This is a genomic window from Paenibacillus sp. FSL W8-0187 (assembly GCF_037969755.1).
Classification (GTDB): domain Bacteria; phylum Bacillota; class Bacilli; order Paenibacillales; family Paenibacillaceae; genus Paenibacillus_AQ.
Genome location: NZ_CP150206.1, coordinates 6259766 through 6278009 on the forward strand (window position 1 = coordinate 6259766; position 18244 = coordinate 6278009).

Below are 18244 nucleotides of genomic sequence, written 5' to 3' on the forward strand. Positions count from 1 at the left end.
TTGATCACCCATCTGTTTAAGGCAAAAGAGAAAGAAACGACTTCGCGGCAGCAGATAGCGGAACACCTCGAAGCGTTGCAATTCCTATGCTGCGCTCGGGAATTGGCGGATGGAGCGGCACCTCGATCAGCTGACCTGCTTGCAATTCCTCGTTAGCATAGTCTCGAATGACAAAAGCCAAGCCAAAGCCGCTCCGGGCAAACTGTACCAGCAGCTCAATGCTGCCAAGCTCAAACTCGGGTTTTAGCGTGACACCCTGCAGCTCAGCATACTGATCGACATACATTCTTGTGCTCCCGCCCCTCTCCAGCATAAGCAGCGGGTAGCTCCCGATATCACGAAGGGACAACGGGTGTTGTAATTTGGCCCGCTCCGCAAATGATTTACCGGCAACTAAACAATCATGGATCGGGGAACTCGCGCGAAAATCGATTTGTTTATCGGAGGCCGGTAAATGAACGATGCCAAAATCAATCTTCCCTTCCTTGAGTAGGGACAACGTTTCCGGGGTTGTGCGGTTAGTAATGCGGATGCGAATATCCGGATAGGCGGCGTGGAAATACTCCAAATGCGGCAGCAGGTAATACTTGCACAGCGTATCGCTTGCTCCGATATTGATTTCGCCGCTATGCAAATTATGCATGTCCGCAATCGCCTTCTCGCCGATCTCGATAAAGCTGAAGGCCTGCTCGATATAGCGAAACAGCACATCACCCTCCGACGTAAGTTTAACCCCCCTGGTTGTCCGGAAGAACAGCGGCCCTCCGATCGTTCCCTCCAAATGCTTAATGGTATGGCTGACGGCCGGCTGGGTGATATGCAGATGCTCCGCTGCCTTCGATAAACTGCCGAGCCGGGCAGTCCAATAAAAGACACGATACCACTCCATATTGATTTCCATCATGATAACCTCGATTTTATCAAATGATAACGGGAACCTGTATTGAAAGATATAGCTAAAAAATTCATCCGTTACCCGTATTCTTCTCTACAGAATCGTATAACATAAATTAATCTAATGTCTACTATTACTAATATCAATTTTATTTATAATGCTACAACTCATATAATGAGCCCTGTAAAAGAAAAAGACCGTAGGAGGCGAACACGTTTTGACAGTCACAGCCATTGTAGGAGCCAATTGGGGAGATGAAGGCAAAGGAAAAATGACGGATGTTCTTGCGGCGCAATCGTCGTATGTCGTTCGATTTCAGGGAGGGAGCAATGCAGGGCACACCATTATTAACGATTATGGGAAGTTTTCACTGCATATGCTGCCGTCGGGTGTATTCTATCCCAACGTAACGAATATCATCGGTCCGGGAACGGCTTTGGATATGGAGGTATTGATCAAAGAGCTGCAGGAGCTGGAAGCAAGGAACGTTCCCGCCCCCAAGCTGTTTATATCGGAGCGCGCCCAAGTCGTGCTTCCTATTCATCGGCTGCTGGATGAACTGGAAGAAGAGCGGCTAGGTGCCCGGGGATTCGGTTCTACGAAACGCGGGATCGCGCCATTCTATGCGGATAAATATGCCAAGCTTGGCATCCAGGTGGCTGATCTGTTCCACCCCGAGCGACTTCGTGAGCGGCTCGAGCAGATGCTCGCCATCAAGAACGTGCAGCTGCAGCATCTGTACGGGAGAGACCCGCTAAGCGTTGATGAGATGGTCACGCAACTGCTGGAGCCCTTTCAGTTCCTGTCTTCGTATATCGAGGACACGACCACGCTGCTGCAGCAGGCCTATATAAAAGGCGATCCCATCTTGGTTGAGGGCCAATTAGGAGCACTGCGCGACCCGGATCACGGGATCTACCCGTTCTCGACCTCCTCCTCCACGCTGGCAGGCTATGCACCGGTCGGGGCAGGACTGCCCCCGTACGCCATCAGCCAAGTCATCGCCGTTGTTAAGGCTTATTCAAGCTGTGTCGGCGCTGGCCCCTTCGTGACCGAACTGCACGGGGATGAAGCGGATGAGCTCCGCCGCCGCGGCGGGGACGCAGGTGAATACGGTGCAACGACCGGGCGGCCAAGACGAATGGGATGGTTTGATACGGTAGCCACTCGATACGGCTGTATGGTGCAGGGAGCTACCGAAGCCGTTCTCACCAACCTTGATGTCCTGGGGTATCTGGATGACATCCCCGTATGCGTTGGTTACGAGTTAGAGGATGGAAGCATCATTGACCATTTTCCGGTTACGGCCGATTTGCAGTCTGCGAAGCCTGTTCTGAGAACGCTGAAGGGCTGGAAATGCGACCTGTCGCATATCCGATCCTATGACGAGCTCCCGGAAGCCGCGCAGCAATATGTTCAGTTCATTGAATCATCCATTGGCGCTCCCATCAAGACGATCTCCGTCGGCCCGAGACGGGATCAGATTATGATGAGATAACCGGGTGACGGCTTTCTTTCACTTGATTTACGAAGCCTTCCAGAACCCGCCGGACTCCACGGGGATCGCTCAGCATTGGCAAATGGCCGGTGCTGAGGCTTTCCACCCCATCCGCAGACAGATTGGCTATCATGCTTTCCTGCATGGATAATCCGAACTCTTTGTCTTGGGTGAATTTCACATAAAGCTTTGGCACATCGGGAATGGACGCTTGAACGCGATCCGTATAGACTCTGCGAGCTTCCGGAACAAACTCCGCTACGATTCGGGAGGCCACTTCCTCCGGCAGATCACTGCACAGCCCAGTACGGATTGCGGATCCGGGCGGTTTCGTGCCAGCCATTTTTAGAATGAGCGGCATGATGACCCTGAGGGGAAACGGAAGCGCCGAAACAAACGAACCGCCGCGCTTAGGAATGGCCGCACCGATGGCAACAAACCCGGCAACACGGCCGGTGAACCGGGATGCCAGTTCGATAGCCAAAACCCCGCCCAAGGAATGCGCAACAATGACAAACTTGTTCGTCCCCCACGTTCTCACCTGCTCCGCCATATGGTTTACGTAATCCTCCAGCGCCAAATGATGTCCGGATATCTCTGCCCCATCCCGCAATGGATAATCCACTTTCAAACACGGATGACCCAGCCCTTCCACAACGAAATCCCATACTCCTCCGTTCAATCCTGCTCCATGAATAAAAACAAATCCCAGCTCTTCTTTAAACTTGTCTTGTTTCATCCTATATTCTCCTCCCATGGTGGACCCTGTCCCAAGGATTCATCGTGAACCCTTGCTGCTTGAGAACATCATATCCCTTAAATAAGACAAATATTGTCTTATTTAGAGAATAAGATAAAATAAAAATGATATGAGACGGAGGTAGTTCTATGCAGAAATCCCAGCGCCTGATTCAATTAATGATGATGATCAATGCAAAAAAATCGTTTACCGTAAAAGAACTGGCCGATGAATTCGGTCTCTCCGTCAGGACCCTTTCAAGAGATTTGGATGAGCTGAGCGGGCTCGGCGTTCCCATCTACTCTGTGCAAGGTCGAGGCGGCGGCTACAGACTGCTGCAGGAGCGGATGCTGCCGCCGATCAGTTTCACGGAAAGCGAAGCGATCGCCATCTTTTTTGCCTGCCAATCCTTAAGCTATTTCAGCACCCTGCCATTCGGTGACGGAGCCGCCACGGCACTCCACAAGTTCTATCATTATTTGCCGGCAGATATCAAAGAGCAGATCGACCGTCTTAAGGATCGCGTTATGATTCACAGTCCATTCCGTGCGATGTCCACCGAGATTTTACAAACGCTAATGGAAGCCGTCATGGTTCGGCAAGCGGTCACCATCTCCTATCGTTCATCCGCCGGAAGCAGCCAGCGGCATATTCAGCCTATCGGTTTGTATGCAAGCTCGGGCTACTGGTATTGTCCTGCCTACTGTTTCACTCAAGAGGATATCAGACAGTTCAGAGTCGACCGGATCATTGCGGCCAGTCCCAATGCGTCCATCGCGATCCGTGAAGATATCGCTAACCAAACGCTGCGTAACATACCGGAAACCGGGAATGGGGAAATGAAGCCGTTTGAGGTACAATTAACATCTAAAGGGGTTTGGCTGCTTGAAACGGATACTCGCCTCGGTCCCCACATCGATAAGAACAAAGATGGCAGCGGAGTCGCTCAGCTTGAAATACCAGCGACCGACGTCATCTTCTATTCGGACTATGTGTGGCGTCTCGGAGAGGAAGCAACCATCATCTCGCCTGCCGAAGCGGTTCAATGGACCCGGGAGAAAATTGAAGCCATGAGGCTAAGGTATACATAAGGGTAAAATCGATTCCGTATAAAACATATAAAGGAGGAGAAGGTACATGACTTCACAAGTTGATCGTTTAATCCAGCGGATAACAGAAGAACTTCGGGAGGTGCCCGGCGTTATAGGGGTCGTACTCGGGGGATCCAGAGCCAAAGGAACCGCCAAACCGGATTCCGATATCGATATCGGCATTTATTACGATGAATCACAAGGATTTAAGGTGGAGAACATCGCTAGGGTGGCGCAGAAATTAGATGACGAGCATCGGGATGGGATTATCACTTCATTAGGCGAATGGGGTGCCTGGGTTAACGGTGGCGGATGGTTAGTGATCGAGGGTTATCATGTGGATTTCTTATTCCGTGATGTACACCGCGTGTCCGGCATCATCGACGACTGTTCCGCAGGCTTGGTGTCAGCCCATTACCAAACCGGACATCCGCATGCCTATCTGAATGTGATGTATATGGGGGAACTTGCGATTTGTCGTATACTGTCGGATTCGGATAACCGAATACAGACCTTGAAAGCCAAAACGATTCCTTATCCAAAAACATTAAAGGATGCGATGGTCGGCTTCTTTACCTTCGAAGCCTCCTTCTCCTTGATGTTTGCGGATAAAACAGCTGCCAGCGATGATATCACTTATGTTACCGGTCACTGCTTCCGCTGCATTTCGTGCTTGAATCAAGTGCTGTTTGCCAAAAATGAGTTGTACTGCATCAATGAGAAGCGTGCGGTAGCCATGATCGAAACCTTTCCCATCAAGCCGGCCAATTACAAGCAACGCTTGGATCAGGTAATCACACTGCTCTCCTCAGATACAGAAAAAACAAAACAAGCCACTGCACTGCTTCAGGAGCTTGTTGCCGAAACCGAAGCGTTGTAGCGCCGCAGCCGTTATTTCTTATTCATCCATTTGTAAGACACGCGGTCTGCAAACCTTGGAAACAGCTGGTACAGCCTTATGCCCAGTGAGGCCAGCCTCGGAAGATTGAGTTCTTCCTTGCGTTTTTTCACCAGCTTCACGACCTGTTCCGCAACATACTCGGCCTTCATCATGAACCAGCTCACATTATTGACATAACCGCCTGTCGGATCTGCCAAGGAAAAGAACGGGGTATCAATGGGGCCAGGGTTTACAGTAGATACGGTTATGCCCGTGTTCCGCAGCTCCTGCCGGAGTGAATTGCTAAACCCAAGCACGGCATGCTTGGTGGCCGAATAGGCGGTGGATTTGGCCGTTCCGATTTTTCCGGCCATGGACGCAATGTTGACGATTTGGCCGTCAGCCCGCTTCAGCATCCCTGGCAGCACGGCTTGCGTACAGCGCACGATGCCCATATAATTGACGTCCATCATGTCCTGAAACTCTTCTTGACGCATGTCCATAACAGCTTCGAACTTGCCGTAGCCGGCATTGTTAATCAGCACGTCGATTCTGCCATGGCGGCTAAGAAGGCCTTCCATGACAGACTGCACCTGCTCGGGGCTCTGAACATCCATGGTTGCAAGCTCGTGGGGGCCTGGTATTCGCGCACCCACCTCCTGCAGACGTTCTGCCGAACGGGCGCACAGAACCACGTATGCTCCTTCCGCAGAAAGCTTCTCCGCGATCAAGGCGCCGATTCCGCTGGATGCTCCCGTAACGACGATAACTTTATTTTTCAGCATGATTTCATATCCCTTTCTTCGCCGGCACAGCTCTTGATTCCTTATCATTAAAGAGCCTTACATACACGGCCATTGGGTTCGTTACTCCTATTTTATGAAATCATGACTTGAATATCCAGCTCTCCGATTCCTTCCATTCTCAGCGGAATACAAAGCGCCTTCTTCTGAATAAGAGTGGATGTGCTATCCGACCTCATTACTTTGGGAGGCGTAATATCCACGCTGACGCCCTGGTTCGATAAAATGGTGCTGGCATTGCCGCTGATCATGTTGCCGAGCTCCGAAATCGCGCTTTGTCCCATCTCATCCATCTCGGTAATGACATAGCCGCCCATCATCACCGATACCATCTGCAGGGCTACCTGCTCCTGAATTCCAAATACAATGTCACCGTTCATTTGGCCTGTCATGCCGATTTGGATCCAGATATGATTCTCCAAATATCCGATCTCTTTGACCCCAAGATTCCCCGTGGAAGGTGAAACCTGTATGACTTGTTCGATCACGTGTCGTGCGGACTCTAAAAAAGGATTGATGACTTCCGCTTTCATTCCTCATTACGCCCCTTTCACTGGGTTGTTGGTCAGGGTCCCAAAGTCCCACCTATATATTTAAACATTATAATGGATACCTTGTAATAAATCATCACAAAATAGCGACAGTCCTCATTCCAACAACTGTCTTGCCATGTCAGCTATCGCTTGAAACGCTTTAGTACGAAGATATTCCTTTCGCTTAAACGGGCCTTTGGTCTCACCTTTGTTCTATGTCTACTTTACTATTATCGGAAGGTTTCCCCATCTTTTAATAATAATTAAATGGAAATTAAAATGTTTTTCATTTTTTCGGCCGAAAACCACCAGGTTTGCTCCCTTCATTGCTCCACCGGGAAGAATAACCTATAATTTAAATAATACAGATTGCACGCGATAGATGAGCGGAAGAATATATCAAGTAAGGAGGAAGGCTATGAACATCAGCCAATTGGAAACGCTTATTACCATCTCCAAAACGATGAGCTTTCGCAAAGCGGGAGAGCTTCTTAATCTGACACAACCGGCGGTATCCGCCCAGATCAAGAGCCTGGAAGAAGAATTTAAAACGGTGCTGGTGGACCGGAGTCAGCCCGTGACGTTAACCGACCGGGGGCAGGTCTTCGTGGACCATGCCGAACAGATCCTCGGGATCGTGGATGAGCTGAAGCAGCGGCTATCCGACCTTGATCAAACTCCCCAGGGTCATATTCAGCTGGGTACAACCACTTCCATAGCGATTCAGATCCTGCCACGGGTACTTTCCTACTTCCAGGATCAATTCCCTCATATTAAAACAACCATTCAATCCATGGCCTCATCACAAATCTATCACAGCGTAGAGAACGGGCTCATCGACATCGGGATCGGTTATCTGATCGAGCGCAATCCCAACTTGAGCACATCCATTCTGTACTACGATACCTTTGAGCTTGTCGTATCCCCTCAGCATCCGCTAGCCAAACTCTCCACGGCAAGCATGGATGTGCTGGGTGGAACCCCCCTTATTCTGCTAACACGTGACACCGTCGGCCGCCGCTTCGCAGATGACGTAATGAAGAAGCACGGCATTGAGCCGCAGGTTGTCATGGAACTGTCAAGCAGTGAAGAAATTAAACGGATGGTCGAGATCAATTTGGGCGCAGCCATTATATCGAAGCAGTCCGTCGCGACGGAGCTGCGCAACGGCACCCTGCAGATTGTTCCCCTGAGCGAGCTTGAAGTTAGCCACCCTGTCGGCGTAATCTATAAGAGCGGACGATACGTCAGCTCCGCTATGCGTCAATTCCTCAGTGATCTGAAGGGCATGCCCGAGACACAGTTCATCAGCAGCGAATAACGCCACATCAAACCTAGAATAATAACCAATCAAGCGATATGAAGGAGGTCAACATGAAATTTGATCTGCACACCCATCATTTCCGCTGCGGCCACGCAGACGGCAACATTAGAGATTATATCGAGGCTGCGATTGCGGCAGATTTACAGGTGATTGGAATCTCGGACCACACTCCATACTTCGGGAGCCCGGAAGAGCAGCCCTTTCCAGCCATCTCCATGGCAAAAAGGGACTTTGCGGAGTACGTACAAGAAGTTCTGGACTTAAAGCGGGAATATGAAGGTAAAATCAAAGTCCTGCTGGGCATTGAATCCGATTATTTTCCGAATCATGCTAAAGTTTATCAGCAGGCATTAAATGCCTACCCTTTTGACTACATCATCGGCTCCATCCATCACGTCAGGGATGTCAGCATCTTCAATAAAAACCGCTGGAAGAACCTGACGCAGCAGCAGCAGGTTGCCGATAAAGAGGAATACTTCAATCTGATCCGCCAATCCGCACGAAGCGGCATATTCCAGATCATCGCCCATATGGATGCCATGAAGGGCAATTATCCGCTGTTCTCCGAAATCAAGGCCGACGAAGCGATCGAGGAAACGTTGAAAGTCATCGCGGAATCAGGCCTGGCGATCGAGATCAACACTTCCGGCAAAACCAAGCTGTGCGGCGGCTGGTATCCATCGAGCGCCATCTTGGAGGTCGCGCACCATCACGGCGTTGACGTCACCTTCGGCTCCGACGCCCACAAACCGTCACGGGTCGGAGATGAATTTGACGAAGTGGCCAAAGTGCTCAAAGAAATCGGATACACGGAATGGGTATATTTCGAACAAAAACAGAAGGTGACCGTACCTCTTTAAAGGGGTACACCCTCCTTCTGTTTTTTTGCATTTACATAGGCAGCACAGCAAAATAGGCAAAAAAAAAAGTGGACCCGTTACCGGGTCCAAAACATAATATATATTCTCAAAAGGGGGTCATGTGATAAGTTTAACCCGCGGCTGTTAGAGTTTGATAACAGGTATATTTCATTTGTGTAACAAATTCCAAGTGAACCTTTCCTCTTGACATGTTCAGATCACAGATTTCATTCCCTTCATGCCATTGAGCGCAAAGTGAGCACGGTAAGCTCCGGTTTGCACAAGAAACGAAAAGGCAGCTGCGTCGTGCCGATTCCCCTATTTACATAGAGCAGCATTCCATGTGAACCGATGGTATATAGGCCTTGCACATAACGCTTTGCCCCGGGCGGCGTCATCACCTCTCCCATCCAGGGCAAGCGGATCTGGCCCCCATGGCTGTGTCCCGACAGCTGGAGATGGAATGAATGGGCTGCAGTTGTGTCAGCATAATCCGGCTCGTGCATCAGCAGCAGCTTGAACATTCCGTCAGGTAAATCTTGAATGACTGCTGCCGGATCCGGCTGGCCCCAGAATGCATCGTCCAAACCTGCCACTGCAATGACAGCACCATCCCGCCTTAGCTTCACGGCGGTGTTCCGCAGCACCTGAAATCCGGCCTCTTCCTCCATAGAAATCAGTGTCTCCACATCTTTGTAATCATGGTTACCCAATATAGAAAATAAGCCGAGAGGGGCCTTCAGCTCGGTGAACGGTTGAATGGCGGCCCTCATATCCTCTGTGTTACCGTCCACCATATCCCCTGTGAAACAGATCATGTCCGGTTTCTCATTTTGAATCGCTTGTACCACACGGGCCACGTCTTTTGCCCCGGTGTGAAAGCCCAGATGCAAGTCGCTAAACTGAACGACCTTCATCCCATCAAAAGCCTTAGGCAGTGAAGGAAGCGCCAATGTCCGTCTCGTAATGTCCAATTGATGAGGCTCCCATAAATACGCATAAGCCCCGCCTGCAGCGCCAACACCAACCACGGCGGAAACACCGATCTTCAGAAATTGGCGGCGCGTCATCTTCGTCTTCATGACGTCTCGCTTTGCCCCGTCCTGGACTGTGCCATGGGGAGTAGACGAGGATGGATTTCTCATAGGTGGACTTCCTCCTATATAATAATAAAAGAGTACAAGTTTTAACGGCCTTACGGTTATTCATATATATGGAATAGCAAGAGAAAGGGGTTTACGTATGACTGATAACGATTCAATCACAGCATTAGTTTCAGATCAGCGGCGTTTTTTTCATAAAGACATCACCAAGGAAGTGGATTTCCGACTGCAGCAGCTGACCAAGCTCCGCCAAGTACTGATTGCCAGGGAAAACGATATCATGGAGGCCCTTCGTAAAGACTTGAACAAAAGCGAGCAGGAGGCCTTCACGACTGAGATCGGGATTGTCTATAAGGAGCTTTCCTTTGTCATAAAGAATCTGAAGCGCTGGGCCAAGCCGCAGCGTGTCAAAACCGCACTGACGCATGTAGGCAGCAAGGGAATGGTCTACGCTGAGCCCTACGGGACGGCACTGATTATTGCTCCCTGGAATTATCCTTGGCAATTGGCCATCTCTCCACTGATCGGAGCTTTGGCCGCCGGAAACACCGCAATTGTAAAGCCCTCCGAGATGACACCTAACGTATCCCGACTCATTACGTCCATCATCACGGAGACGTTTGAGCCGCAATATGTAGCTTCGGTGGAGGGAGGACCCGAGGTAAGCACGAGCTTGCTGGAGCAGCCGCTGGATTATATCTTCTTTACCGGCAGTACCCATGTCGGCAAAATTGTCATGGAAGCCGCAGCCAAGCAGTTGATCCCGGTGACGCTAGAGCTTGGAGGCAAGAGCCCATGTATCGTCCACGAGGATGCCCCCCTGGCCCTGGCGGCTTCACGCATCGCATTCGGCAAATATACAAATGCCGGCCAAACCTGCGTCGCGCCGGATTATGTTCTCGTACACAGCAAGGTGAAGGAGAAGTTCATCGCGCACCTGAAAGACGCCATCACTTCGTTCTACGGCGAGAACCCGCTAACCAATCCCGACTATGGGCGCATTGTTTCGGAGAAGCATTTTGACCGGCTGTCCGGCTTTCTGGACAACGGAACCCTGCGCCATGGCGGGAACAGTTCAAAGGAAAAATTGCTCATCGAGCCCACCGTGCTGGACGATATCACTTGGGATATGCCAGTCATGGAAGAAGAGATTTTTGGCCCCCTGTGCCCAATCCTGACTTACGAGAATGTACACGAAGCTGTCCAGGCGATTAATCACCGCCCCAAACCGCTCGCCCTTTACTTGTTCACGGAGAATGAAGACGTTCAGGATTACGTACTCTCCTCGGTTTCTTTTGGCGGGGGATGTGTTAACGATACGCTGATGCATCTGGCCACTCCCTTCCTTCCATTCGGAGGTGTCGGTGAGAGCGGAATGGGCGCCTACCACGGGGAATACAGCTTCCACACCTTCTCCCATAAGAAGAGCGTGCTGAAGCAAACCAACCGGTTCGATTTTAAATTCCGCTACCCTTCCAAGAACGGGCTCGGCATTCTGAAAAAGCTTATGAAACCTTAGTCTTAACTAAGACTTCGCTCACTTCATTTGAACAAATATAATAAAGGCGCATCGTCAAAGATGCGCCTCTTTTAGCTGGACGAATGCTTTCTCCGATGCGGTTTATTGGCCTTCGACTTCTCTTCACTGTCATCCATCTCCAAGCCGTCATCGCCGGGCTTAAAGATCCGGCGCAGCGTCCCCAGCATGGACAGCGCATACGCAACGGTAATGAAACTGAAGGCGATCTCCATCACCACGACAAGCCGGGACGTATTATCGACTGGGGCTATATCGCCATATCCGACCGTGACAAACGTCGCCATACTGAAATACAGGAAGCTAATGAACTGGCTTAGCAAATCCTGGCCGATATTCTCGCCTTCGAAGGAAATGCCTCCGAACAGCTTATAGATCGACATATACACCATCGTGAAAAACAAAATGCACATCCCCGCCGCCATGCTAATCCGAACTAAGGTTGTTTTCATATCAACATGCTGATTGACGGAGTCTGCAATTCTATCGAATATATACAGCACATAAAAAATAACGGAGCATAATGCAAACAGCAGGATCAGAGCGCGCATGCCGCCTTCACCGGGCACCACGTTCATCAGATCGATCCACCCCAGCAAATCTTCAACCGATACCAGGACATAAATGAGCAGTGGAGCAAGCAGCAAAGGCCTGCTGGACCACTTCTTGTCCATACTGTAGAACAAATAAATCAACAGCAGGAAGCCCGTCAAATTGAGCAGCCACATCCACCATGACATCTTCAAGTCCCTCCTTTGGCTTGTGGCCCTCAAACGGCAGCCCGCACCATTACGTCTTTATTACCCTCGTAACGGTATTTATGCACCTGAAGGTCGCTGGTAGTCGGCCCCTGCTCGCTTTAAACTACATTCATCTCCACCTGATCTTTTGTTAAAAATAGCGACAAAACACGTACAGCGAGTCGAACGAAAGCCGTCCAACTGCTTTAGATCTAACGGTTCTTCTCCAACCACTGCGCAGCATGATCCACCATCGCCCGCTGTTCTGCCAACACACAGTCTGCCTTTCCTACACGACCATGCTTATATGCATCGGGACATTGCGCTTCAAACGATGCTCCAATCGCTTCAAAATCGTCGGAATGATAGTTGATATCCTGGAATGCCTCCCACTTTGTTATTCCCTGCATCCTGCGTACTGGCGCGTGGGCGGTTACCACTTTCTTGCCAGCCCAATCCGTGCGGTATTCGCTAAGGTGGAAGGAAGTATTATTGCCATAGCCACTACCCAGCATAAGCACGTAAGCACCCGCTTCATATAAGCGTGCCAGCGGCGAGGCTTCGCCCAAGCTATGATCGAGCGGATGGGATTGCATAAGTGCCTTTGCATCCCTGCCGCGTGCTGCAAACGAAACATGCGGATGACGGCTTCGGATGACCCCTTCTTGTTTACGGAACACTTCCGGAATGATCCCCATCCCTGATGTAACGGTCAGATCTGGGTCATAGGGAGGCATACTCTCGCGGATCAAATCCCACCATTTTGGGTCGGCCGGAGGATTTCCCCATGTCTTCGGATCGGTTAAGTTCGCAGACTGCGTTGGCATCACCAGTGTCCCTTCATCGCCCAGTACGTCTTCCAGGGCCAGTATAACCGCCTCCGGACCACCGACAATCCATCCGCCCACGCTTTTGAGCGAGGAATGGACGAGCAGGGTCATTCCCTTCCGTACGCCAAGAGCGAGCAGGTCATCGCTTATATCCTTTATCGTAATCGGTTTTTCGATGATCAAGTGACTCATCTCCATTTCAATATCCTAATAAACACATGTTTTATATCATACAACAAAAAAAGCGCCTGCCCGAAGCCATGCCCCGGTCAGACGCCTTGGTGTTGAAGCTAAACCGATTAAACGCCAAGCCAGCGCTTAAACAGATGTTTGGTTGTGTCCTTGTTCATTTCCGCAATCGACGTAGTCAGCGGAATGCCCTTCGGACAAGAACGCACGCAGTTCTGCGAGTTGCCGCAGCCCTCGATGCCTCCGTCCTGCATCAGCGCTTCCAGACGCTCTTCCTTGTTCATCTCACCTGTCGGGTGAGCATTGAACAAGCGAACTTGGGAAATAGCGGCTGGTCCGATAAAGTCTGTTTTTTCGTTGACGTTCGGGCAAGCCTCAAGACATACACCGCATGTCATACATTTGGACAGCTCGTAAGCCCACTGACGCTTCTTCTCCGCCATTTTAGGTCCGGGGCCAAGGTCGTAGGTACCATCGATCGGAATCCACGCCTTCACGCGCTTGAGGGCCGTGAACATACGACTGCGGTCGATAACCAAGTCTCTTACAACCGGGAACGTCTTCATCGGCTGAATCCGAATCGGCTGTTCCAGCTTATCGATCAATGCCGCACACGCTTGGCGCGGCTTGCCGTTAATGACCATGGAGCAAGCTCCGCACACTTCTTCAAGGCAGTTGGAGTCCCAGCATACTGGTGCGGTGGTTTGGCCCTGTGCATTTTTGGGATTGCGCTGAATTTCCATCAGCGCACTAATGACGTTCATGCCGGGACGGTACGGAATTTCGAATTCCTCAGTATAGGATTTCGTCTCCGGATTGTCCTGACGTGTAATGATAAACTTAACGCTCTTTGAGGCGGCTGCCGTTTGAGACATCGTAAATCCCCCTTCCTTCTTACTTGTCTTTCGAATAGTCGCGAATACGCGGTGGGATTAAGGAAACATCCACTTCTTCGTATGAAATCTGTGGTCCATCAGGCGTCCAGGTTGCTTTGGTTGTCTTGAGGAACTCTTCATCGTTACGATCAGGGAAATCCGGCTTGTAGTGAGCGCCCCGGCTTTCGTTACGGAGAAGCGCACCCAGCGTCATGGCCTCGGACAGCTCCAGCATGTTCCACAGCTGGCGTGTGAACGCCACGCCCTGGTTGTTCCAGCGGGAGGTATCCGTCATATTGATATTGCGGTAACGTTGCTTCAATTCCTTGATTTTGCCGATGGTAGCTTCAAGCTTGTCGTTGTAGCGAACCACCGTCATGTTGTTGGTCATCCATTCGCCGAGCTCTTTATGGATCACATAAGCATTCTCGGTTCCTTCCATCTTGAGCAGGCCTTCATACTTGGTCGTTTGCTCTTTCGCTACGCGGTCAAATACGGTGGAGGAAACATCCTCAGCGGACTTCTTCAAGCCTTTGACATATTCAATCGCTTTCGGTCCGGCCACCATACCGCCGTAAATGGCGGAGACCAGGGAGTTCGCTCCCAAACGGTTCGCACCGTGATATTGATACTCGCATTCTCCGGCTGCAAACAGCCCGGGAATGTTCGTCATTTGGTTGTAATCGACCCACATGCCGCCCATGGAATAATGGACTGCCGGGAAGATCTTCATCGGGATTTTACGCGGATCGTCGCCCATGAATTTCTCATAGATCTCGATGATACCGCCAAGCTTTACGTCCAGCTCTTTCGGATCTTTATGGGAGAGGTCCAGGTAGACCATGTTCTCGCCATTGATCCCAAGTCCCATATCGACGCAGACGGAGAAGATTTCACGCGTAGCAATGTCACGCGGCACCAGGTTTCCGTAAGCAGGGTATTTCTCTTCGAGGAAATACCACGGCTTGCCGTCTTTATAGGTCCAGATCCGTCCGCCTTCACCACGTGCCGATTCCGACATCAAGCGGAGCTTGTCATCGCCTGGAATGGCTGTCGGGTGAATCTGGATAAACTCGCCGTTCGCATAATGCACGCCTTGCTGATAAACGGCACTGGCCGCTGTTCCCGTGTTGATCACCGAGTTGGTCGTTTTACCGAAAATAATACCAGGACCACCGCTTGCGAGTATAACGGCTTCAGCTTTGAACGCCTTAATCTCCATCGAGCGCAGATCCTGGGCAGCGATACCGCGGCATACGCCTTCGTCGTCGATGATCGCATTCAGGAACTCCCAGTTCTCGTACTTGGTCACAAGACCCGCAGTTTCCCAGCGGCGAACCTGCTCGTCAAGCGCATAGAGCAGTTGCTGTCCGGTCGTTGCGCCGGCGAATGCCGTCCGGTGACGCTTCGTTCCGCCGAAACGGCGGAAATCGAGCAGACCTTCCGGCGTACGGTTAAACATAACGCCCATGCGGTCCATCAAGTGGATAATGCCCGGAGCCGCTTCACACATCGCTTTGACCGGAGGCTGATTCGCAAGGAAGTCGCCGCCGTATACCGTATCGTCAAAGTGCTCCCAAGGAGAGTCACCCTCACCTTTCGTATTCACGGCTCCATTGATGCCGCCTTGCGCGCACACGGAGTGAGAGCGTTTAACAGGTACAAGTGAGAATAGATGAACGTGAGCTCCTGCTTCTGCCGCTTTGATGGTTGCCATCAGCCCGGCGAGGCCGCCACCCACTACAATAATATTAGATGCCATTTTTCGTTCACTCCCCTTAACTTAAGACTGTCTTAACTACATCGATCATTGCTGTCGCCGCCTCGAATTCGGAACTGCGGAATGCTGTCATAGCCAGAACAAACAGCACGCTCATCAATACGAACAAGCCCATGCAGATGTAAGTGGATACCTTCTGCGCGCGTGGACCGACGGTGATGCCCCAGCTAACGAGGAACGCCCACAGGCCGTTTGTGAAGTGGAAGACTGCCGACACAACGCCGATGACGTACAGAGTAAACAGAATCGGATTGTTCATGATGCCATGCATGGTCGCGCCCAAATCGTCATGCGTGATTTTGCCGATCATGATTTGGAAACGCGTATCGTACATATGCCAGATAACAAAAACGAACGTAATAACGCCGGTGATCCGTTGGACGGTGAAGCGGATGTTCCGTTCATAGTTGAAATTGCCCACGTTGTTATTTGCCTGGTAAGCAATGTATAACCCGTAGACACCGTGATATAGCAGTGGCAGCCAGATCAGGAACAGCTCGAGGAAAAATATCAGCGGCATGCTGTTCAAAAAATGGACCGCGCTTGCAAAGCCTTCCTTTCCACCCTCGAAAGCCTTATAGTTGGAAATCATATGGCTGAGCAAAAATGCTCCAAGCGGTATGACACCGAGTAAAGAATGCAGCTTTCTGGAATAATACCCTTTCATCAGTCGACGTTCCCCTTTCCAATGTGCAGCGTTTTCATTTTCAATCTTTCCTATTTCCAGAACAATTACACTTACCCTGTCCTAAAACCGTTGCAACGACAAAAAGCTGCCTATTTCGGCAATCGTGTGAACAACTTGTGTCATGTTTCATGTTACTCCTTTTTTTCTTATAATGGAATTGCAATATAATTATTAATCGTTATAATCTATACGCATAAGCAATGTTTTGCACATATGTCTATTTTATATAGGAGGAATTCCATGTTTGAAGAACTGGACATGTTCGCCGTCGTTGTAGAGCAATCCAGCATAAACCAAGCCTCCAAGCTGCTTAACTTGTCACAGCCAGCCCTGTCCAGGAAAATAGCCAAGCTGGAGGACCAGCTCGGGCTGCAGCTGTTCAACCGCCGCGGCAAACGGCTGGAGCTTACCTCCATCGGACAGATTGTGTACACCTTTGCCCTGGAGCAGCGCCAGCAGCAGATCAAATTCATGCAGACGTTGGCCCATTACCGGGAGGGGGATCAGATCTCGATCAACCTGGGGGCCAGCCTAACCACACTGCAGACCACCTTGCCCCCGCTCGTTAACGCATTCATGGAGCGTCATCCCGCGGCCGAAATCAAGCTGATCACCGGCAAGACCCATGAGATCGTTTCTTATGTAAGAGATAAACGGGTCGATGTCGGCATTGTCGCCTCCTCCATCAACCAGCCCGGCTTAAACTGTATTCCGCTGTTTGATGACCATCTGGAGCTTGTCATCCCGTCTTCACACCCGCTGGCGGAGATCGAGGATGTCGGCATCGAGCAGCTTCAAGGCTTGCCGATGATCATTTTCTCAACCGGCACCTGGTACCGCAAGTTGACGGATGACCTGTTCCACCGCTGGGGCATTATGCCGGATATTCGGATGGAGATCGATTCCTTCGAAGCGATCGTCAGGCTCATCCCGACCTGCAAGGCAGCCGCTCTTCTGCCCAAATCCTATCTGAGACCGCAGCTGTTGTCCGATAACGGGCTTGTCGACATTCATATTCCGGCACTCATTGAAACCCGGCGAACAACTTCGCTGATCTACGGCCAAGCCTCGGAGCTGAGCAAGGCAGCCAGCCGCTGGATTGACGAAACGGAAATCCTGTTCCGTAAGCTGGAGGAGGATAAAACGAAGAAAACCTGACGGTATATAGGGTCGTCAGGTTTTTTTCTTCTTTATTTATTTTTCGAGCATATTCACGACCTCAGACTCAAAGAGATCCACATTATCATTGGAGCCGATAACGACCATAATGTCGCCGGAGTTCACCACATCCATGGCTGTTGGCGCTACGATGATGCCGGATTGTTTATTCAGGGCCACCACGCTGACACCGTAGCGAACCCTCGTATTGAGCTCGCTAAGCGTTTTTCCGTCCATGCAGTCCGTGACCGTCATCTCCACAATCAGATAGTCCTTGGATAATTCGATATAGTCGAGCAGGTTGGGCGTGACAAGTTGGTGAGCTACCCGGATCCCCATATCCCTTTCCGGAAAGATCACCCGGTCCACGCCCAGCTTCTCCAGCGCCCGGCCGTGCAGCACTGAAATCGCCTTAGCAACGACCATGGCGACACCAAGCTCTTTTAACAAGATGGCGGATAAGATGCTCATCTGAATATCGTTCCCGATCGCCACAATCCCGCAGTCGAAGTTACGGATACCGAGCGATTTAAGCACCTCTTCGTCCGTAGCATCCGCCACCACCGTGTGCGTCAGCAGTTCGCTCATATCCTCGACAACCTCTTCACTGCGGTCGATGCCGAGCACCTCATATCCCTGTTCCATCAGTTCAAGCGCCAGGCTGGCGCCAAATCGTCCCAAACCGATGATTGCAAATTGCTTTGGTTTCATGTCTCTCCTG

18 protein-coding genes are annotated in these 18244 nt (G+C 50.8%); 7 read left to right on the forward strand and 11 right to left on the reverse strand.

Translation table 11 applies throughout. The features are described 5' to 3' along the window. Positions 1-16 precede the first annotated feature (16 nt). A complete protein-coding gene (locus tag MKY48_RS28405) occupies positions 17-901 on the reverse strand; it encodes a LysR family transcriptional regulator (RefSeq protein WP_339273690.1) in 885 nt (294 codons plus the stop codon). 211 nt (positions 902-1112) lie between these two features. On the opposite strand from MKY48_RS28405, the gene MKY48_RS28410 reads away from it, so the two are divergent. Then, positions 1113-2393 carry an adenylosuccinate synthase gene (locus tag MKY48_RS28410; RefSeq protein WP_339267943.1) on the forward strand — a complete coding sequence of 427 codons (1281 nt, stop codon included), beginning with the start codon at positions 1113-1115 and terminating at the stop codon, positions 2391-2393. Here the strand turns inward: MKY48_RS28410 and MKY48_RS28415 are convergent. Further along, a complete protein-coding gene (locus MKY48_RS28415; RefSeq protein WP_339267945.1) occupies positions 2380-3132 on the reverse strand; it encodes an alpha/beta hydrolase in 753 nt (250 codons plus the stop codon). The two genes, MKY48_RS28410 and MKY48_RS28415, sit on opposite strands and share 14 nt — an antisense overlap. Before the next feature lie 149 nt (positions 3133-3281). Here MKY48_RS28415 and MKY48_RS28420 point away from each other — a divergent pair, with 149 nt between their 5' ends. Together MKY48_RS28420 and MKY48_RS28425 are read left to right on the forward strand one after the other, a co-directional pair. Continuing rightward, a complete protein-coding gene (locus tag MKY48_RS28420; RefSeq protein ID WP_339267947.1) occupies positions 3282-4223 on the forward strand; it encodes a YafY family protein in 942 nt (313 codons plus the stop codon). A 46-nt stretch (positions 4224-4269) separates the two neighbouring features. Then, positions 4270-5103 carry a nucleotidyltransferase domain-containing protein gene (locus tag MKY48_RS28425; RefSeq protein ID WP_339267949.1) on the forward strand — a complete coding sequence of 278 codons (834 nt, stop codon included), beginning with the start codon at positions 4270-4272 and terminating at the stop codon, positions 5101-5103. An 11-nt stretch (positions 5104-5114) separates the two neighbouring features. On the opposite strand, the gene MKY48_RS28430 is transcribed toward MKY48_RS28425, so the two are convergent. Both MKY48_RS28430 and MKY48_RS28435 read right to left on the reverse strand, forming a co-directional pair. Then, positions 5115-5888 carry an SDR family oxidoreductase gene (locus MKY48_RS28430; RefSeq protein WP_339267951.1) on the reverse strand — a complete coding sequence of 258 codons (774 nt, stop codon included), beginning with the start codon at positions 5886-5888 and terminating at the stop codon, positions 5115-5117. 92 nt (positions 5889-5980) lie between these two features. Continuing rightward, positions 5981-6439 (reverse strand): chemotaxis protein CheX, encoded by a 459-nt coding sequence (locus MKY48_RS28435; RefSeq protein WP_076324811.1) that lies wholly within the window; start codon positions 6437-6439, stop codon positions 5981-5983. Between the two features lie 418 nt (positions 6440-6857). On the opposite strand from MKY48_RS28435, the gene MKY48_RS28440 reads away from it, so the two are divergent. Both MKY48_RS28440 and MKY48_RS28445 read left to right on the forward strand, forming a co-directional pair. Beyond that, positions 6858-7760, forward strand: coding sequence for a LysR family transcriptional regulator (locus MKY48_RS28440; RefSeq protein WP_071222421.1), 903 nt, complete (start codon positions 6858-6860; stop codon positions 7758-7760). Positions 7761-7813: 53 nt separating this feature from the next. Further along, entirely contained in the window at positions 7814-8623 is an 810-nt protein-coding gene (locus MKY48_RS28445) for a histidinol-phosphatase (protein WP_339267955.1), read from the forward strand. A gap of 236 nt (positions 8624-8859) precedes the next feature. Here the strand turns inward: MKY48_RS28445 and MKY48_RS28450 are convergent, their stop codons facing one another. Continuing rightward, complete coding sequence (locus tag MKY48_RS28450) at positions 8860-9768, reverse strand: metallophosphoesterase (RefSeq protein ID WP_339267957.1); 909 nt, start codon at positions 9766-9768, stop codon at positions 8860-8862. A gap of 97 nt (positions 9769-9865) precedes the next feature. Here MKY48_RS28450 and MKY48_RS28455 point away from each other — a divergent pair, with 97 nt between their 5' ends. Further along, positions 9866-11245 carry an aldehyde dehydrogenase gene (locus MKY48_RS28455; protein WP_339267959.1) on the forward strand — a complete coding sequence of 460 codons (1380 nt, stop codon included), beginning with the start codon at positions 9866-9868 and terminating at the stop codon, positions 11243-11245. Positions 11246-11316: 71 nt separating this feature from the next. Here the strand turns inward: MKY48_RS28455 and MKY48_RS28460 are convergent, their stop codons facing one another. The 5 genes from MKY48_RS28460 to MKY48_RS28480 all read right to left on the reverse strand — a co-directional run bounded on the left by MKY48_RS28460 (position 11317) and on the right by MKY48_RS28480 (position 16344). Next, positions 11317-12003, reverse strand: coding sequence for an ion channel (locus MKY48_RS28460; RefSeq protein WP_339267961.1), 687 nt, complete (start codon positions 12001-12003; stop codon positions 11317-11319). 212 nt (positions 12004-12215) lie between these two features. Next, complete coding sequence (locus MKY48_RS28465) at positions 12216-13016, reverse strand: AAC(3) family N-acetyltransferase (protein ID WP_076324822.1); 801 nt, start codon at positions 13014-13016, stop codon at positions 12216-12218. Between the two features lie 116 nt (positions 13017-13132). Next, entirely contained in the window at positions 13133-13897 is a 765-nt protein-coding gene (sdhB, locus tag MKY48_RS28470; RefSeq protein ID WP_076324823.1) for a succinate dehydrogenase iron-sulfur subunit, read from the reverse strand. A 19-nt stretch (positions 13898-13916) separates the two neighbouring features. Further along, positions 13917-15659, reverse strand: coding sequence for a succinate dehydrogenase flavoprotein subunit (gene sdhA, locus MKY48_RS28475; RefSeq protein ID WP_076324824.1), 1743 nt, complete (start codon positions 15657-15659; stop codon positions 13917-13919). Positions 15660-15675: 16 nt separating this feature from the next. Next, the gene (locus MKY48_RS28480) at positions 15676-16344 is read right to left on the reverse strand and encodes a succinate dehydrogenase cytochrome b558 subunit (RefSeq protein WP_339267964.1); all 669 of its coding nucleotides are present in this window, start codon (positions 16342-16344) and stop codon (positions 15676-15678) included. 261 nt (positions 16345-16605) lie between these two features. Between MKY48_RS28480 and MKY48_RS28485 the strand changes: the two genes are divergently transcribed. Then, positions 16606-17523 carry a LysR family transcriptional regulator gene (locus tag MKY48_RS28485; protein WP_076324826.1) on the forward strand — a complete coding sequence of 306 codons (918 nt, stop codon included), beginning with the start codon at positions 16606-16608 and terminating at the stop codon, positions 17521-17523. Between the two features lie 36 nt (positions 17524-17559). Here the strand turns inward: MKY48_RS28485 and MKY48_RS28490 are convergent, their stop codons facing one another. After that, positions 17560-18234 carry a TrkA family potassium uptake protein gene (locus MKY48_RS28490; RefSeq protein ID WP_076324827.1) on the reverse strand — a complete coding sequence of 225 codons (675 nt, stop codon included), beginning with the start codon at positions 18232-18234 and terminating at the stop codon, positions 17560-17562. Positions 18235-18244: the final 10 nt, after the last annotated feature.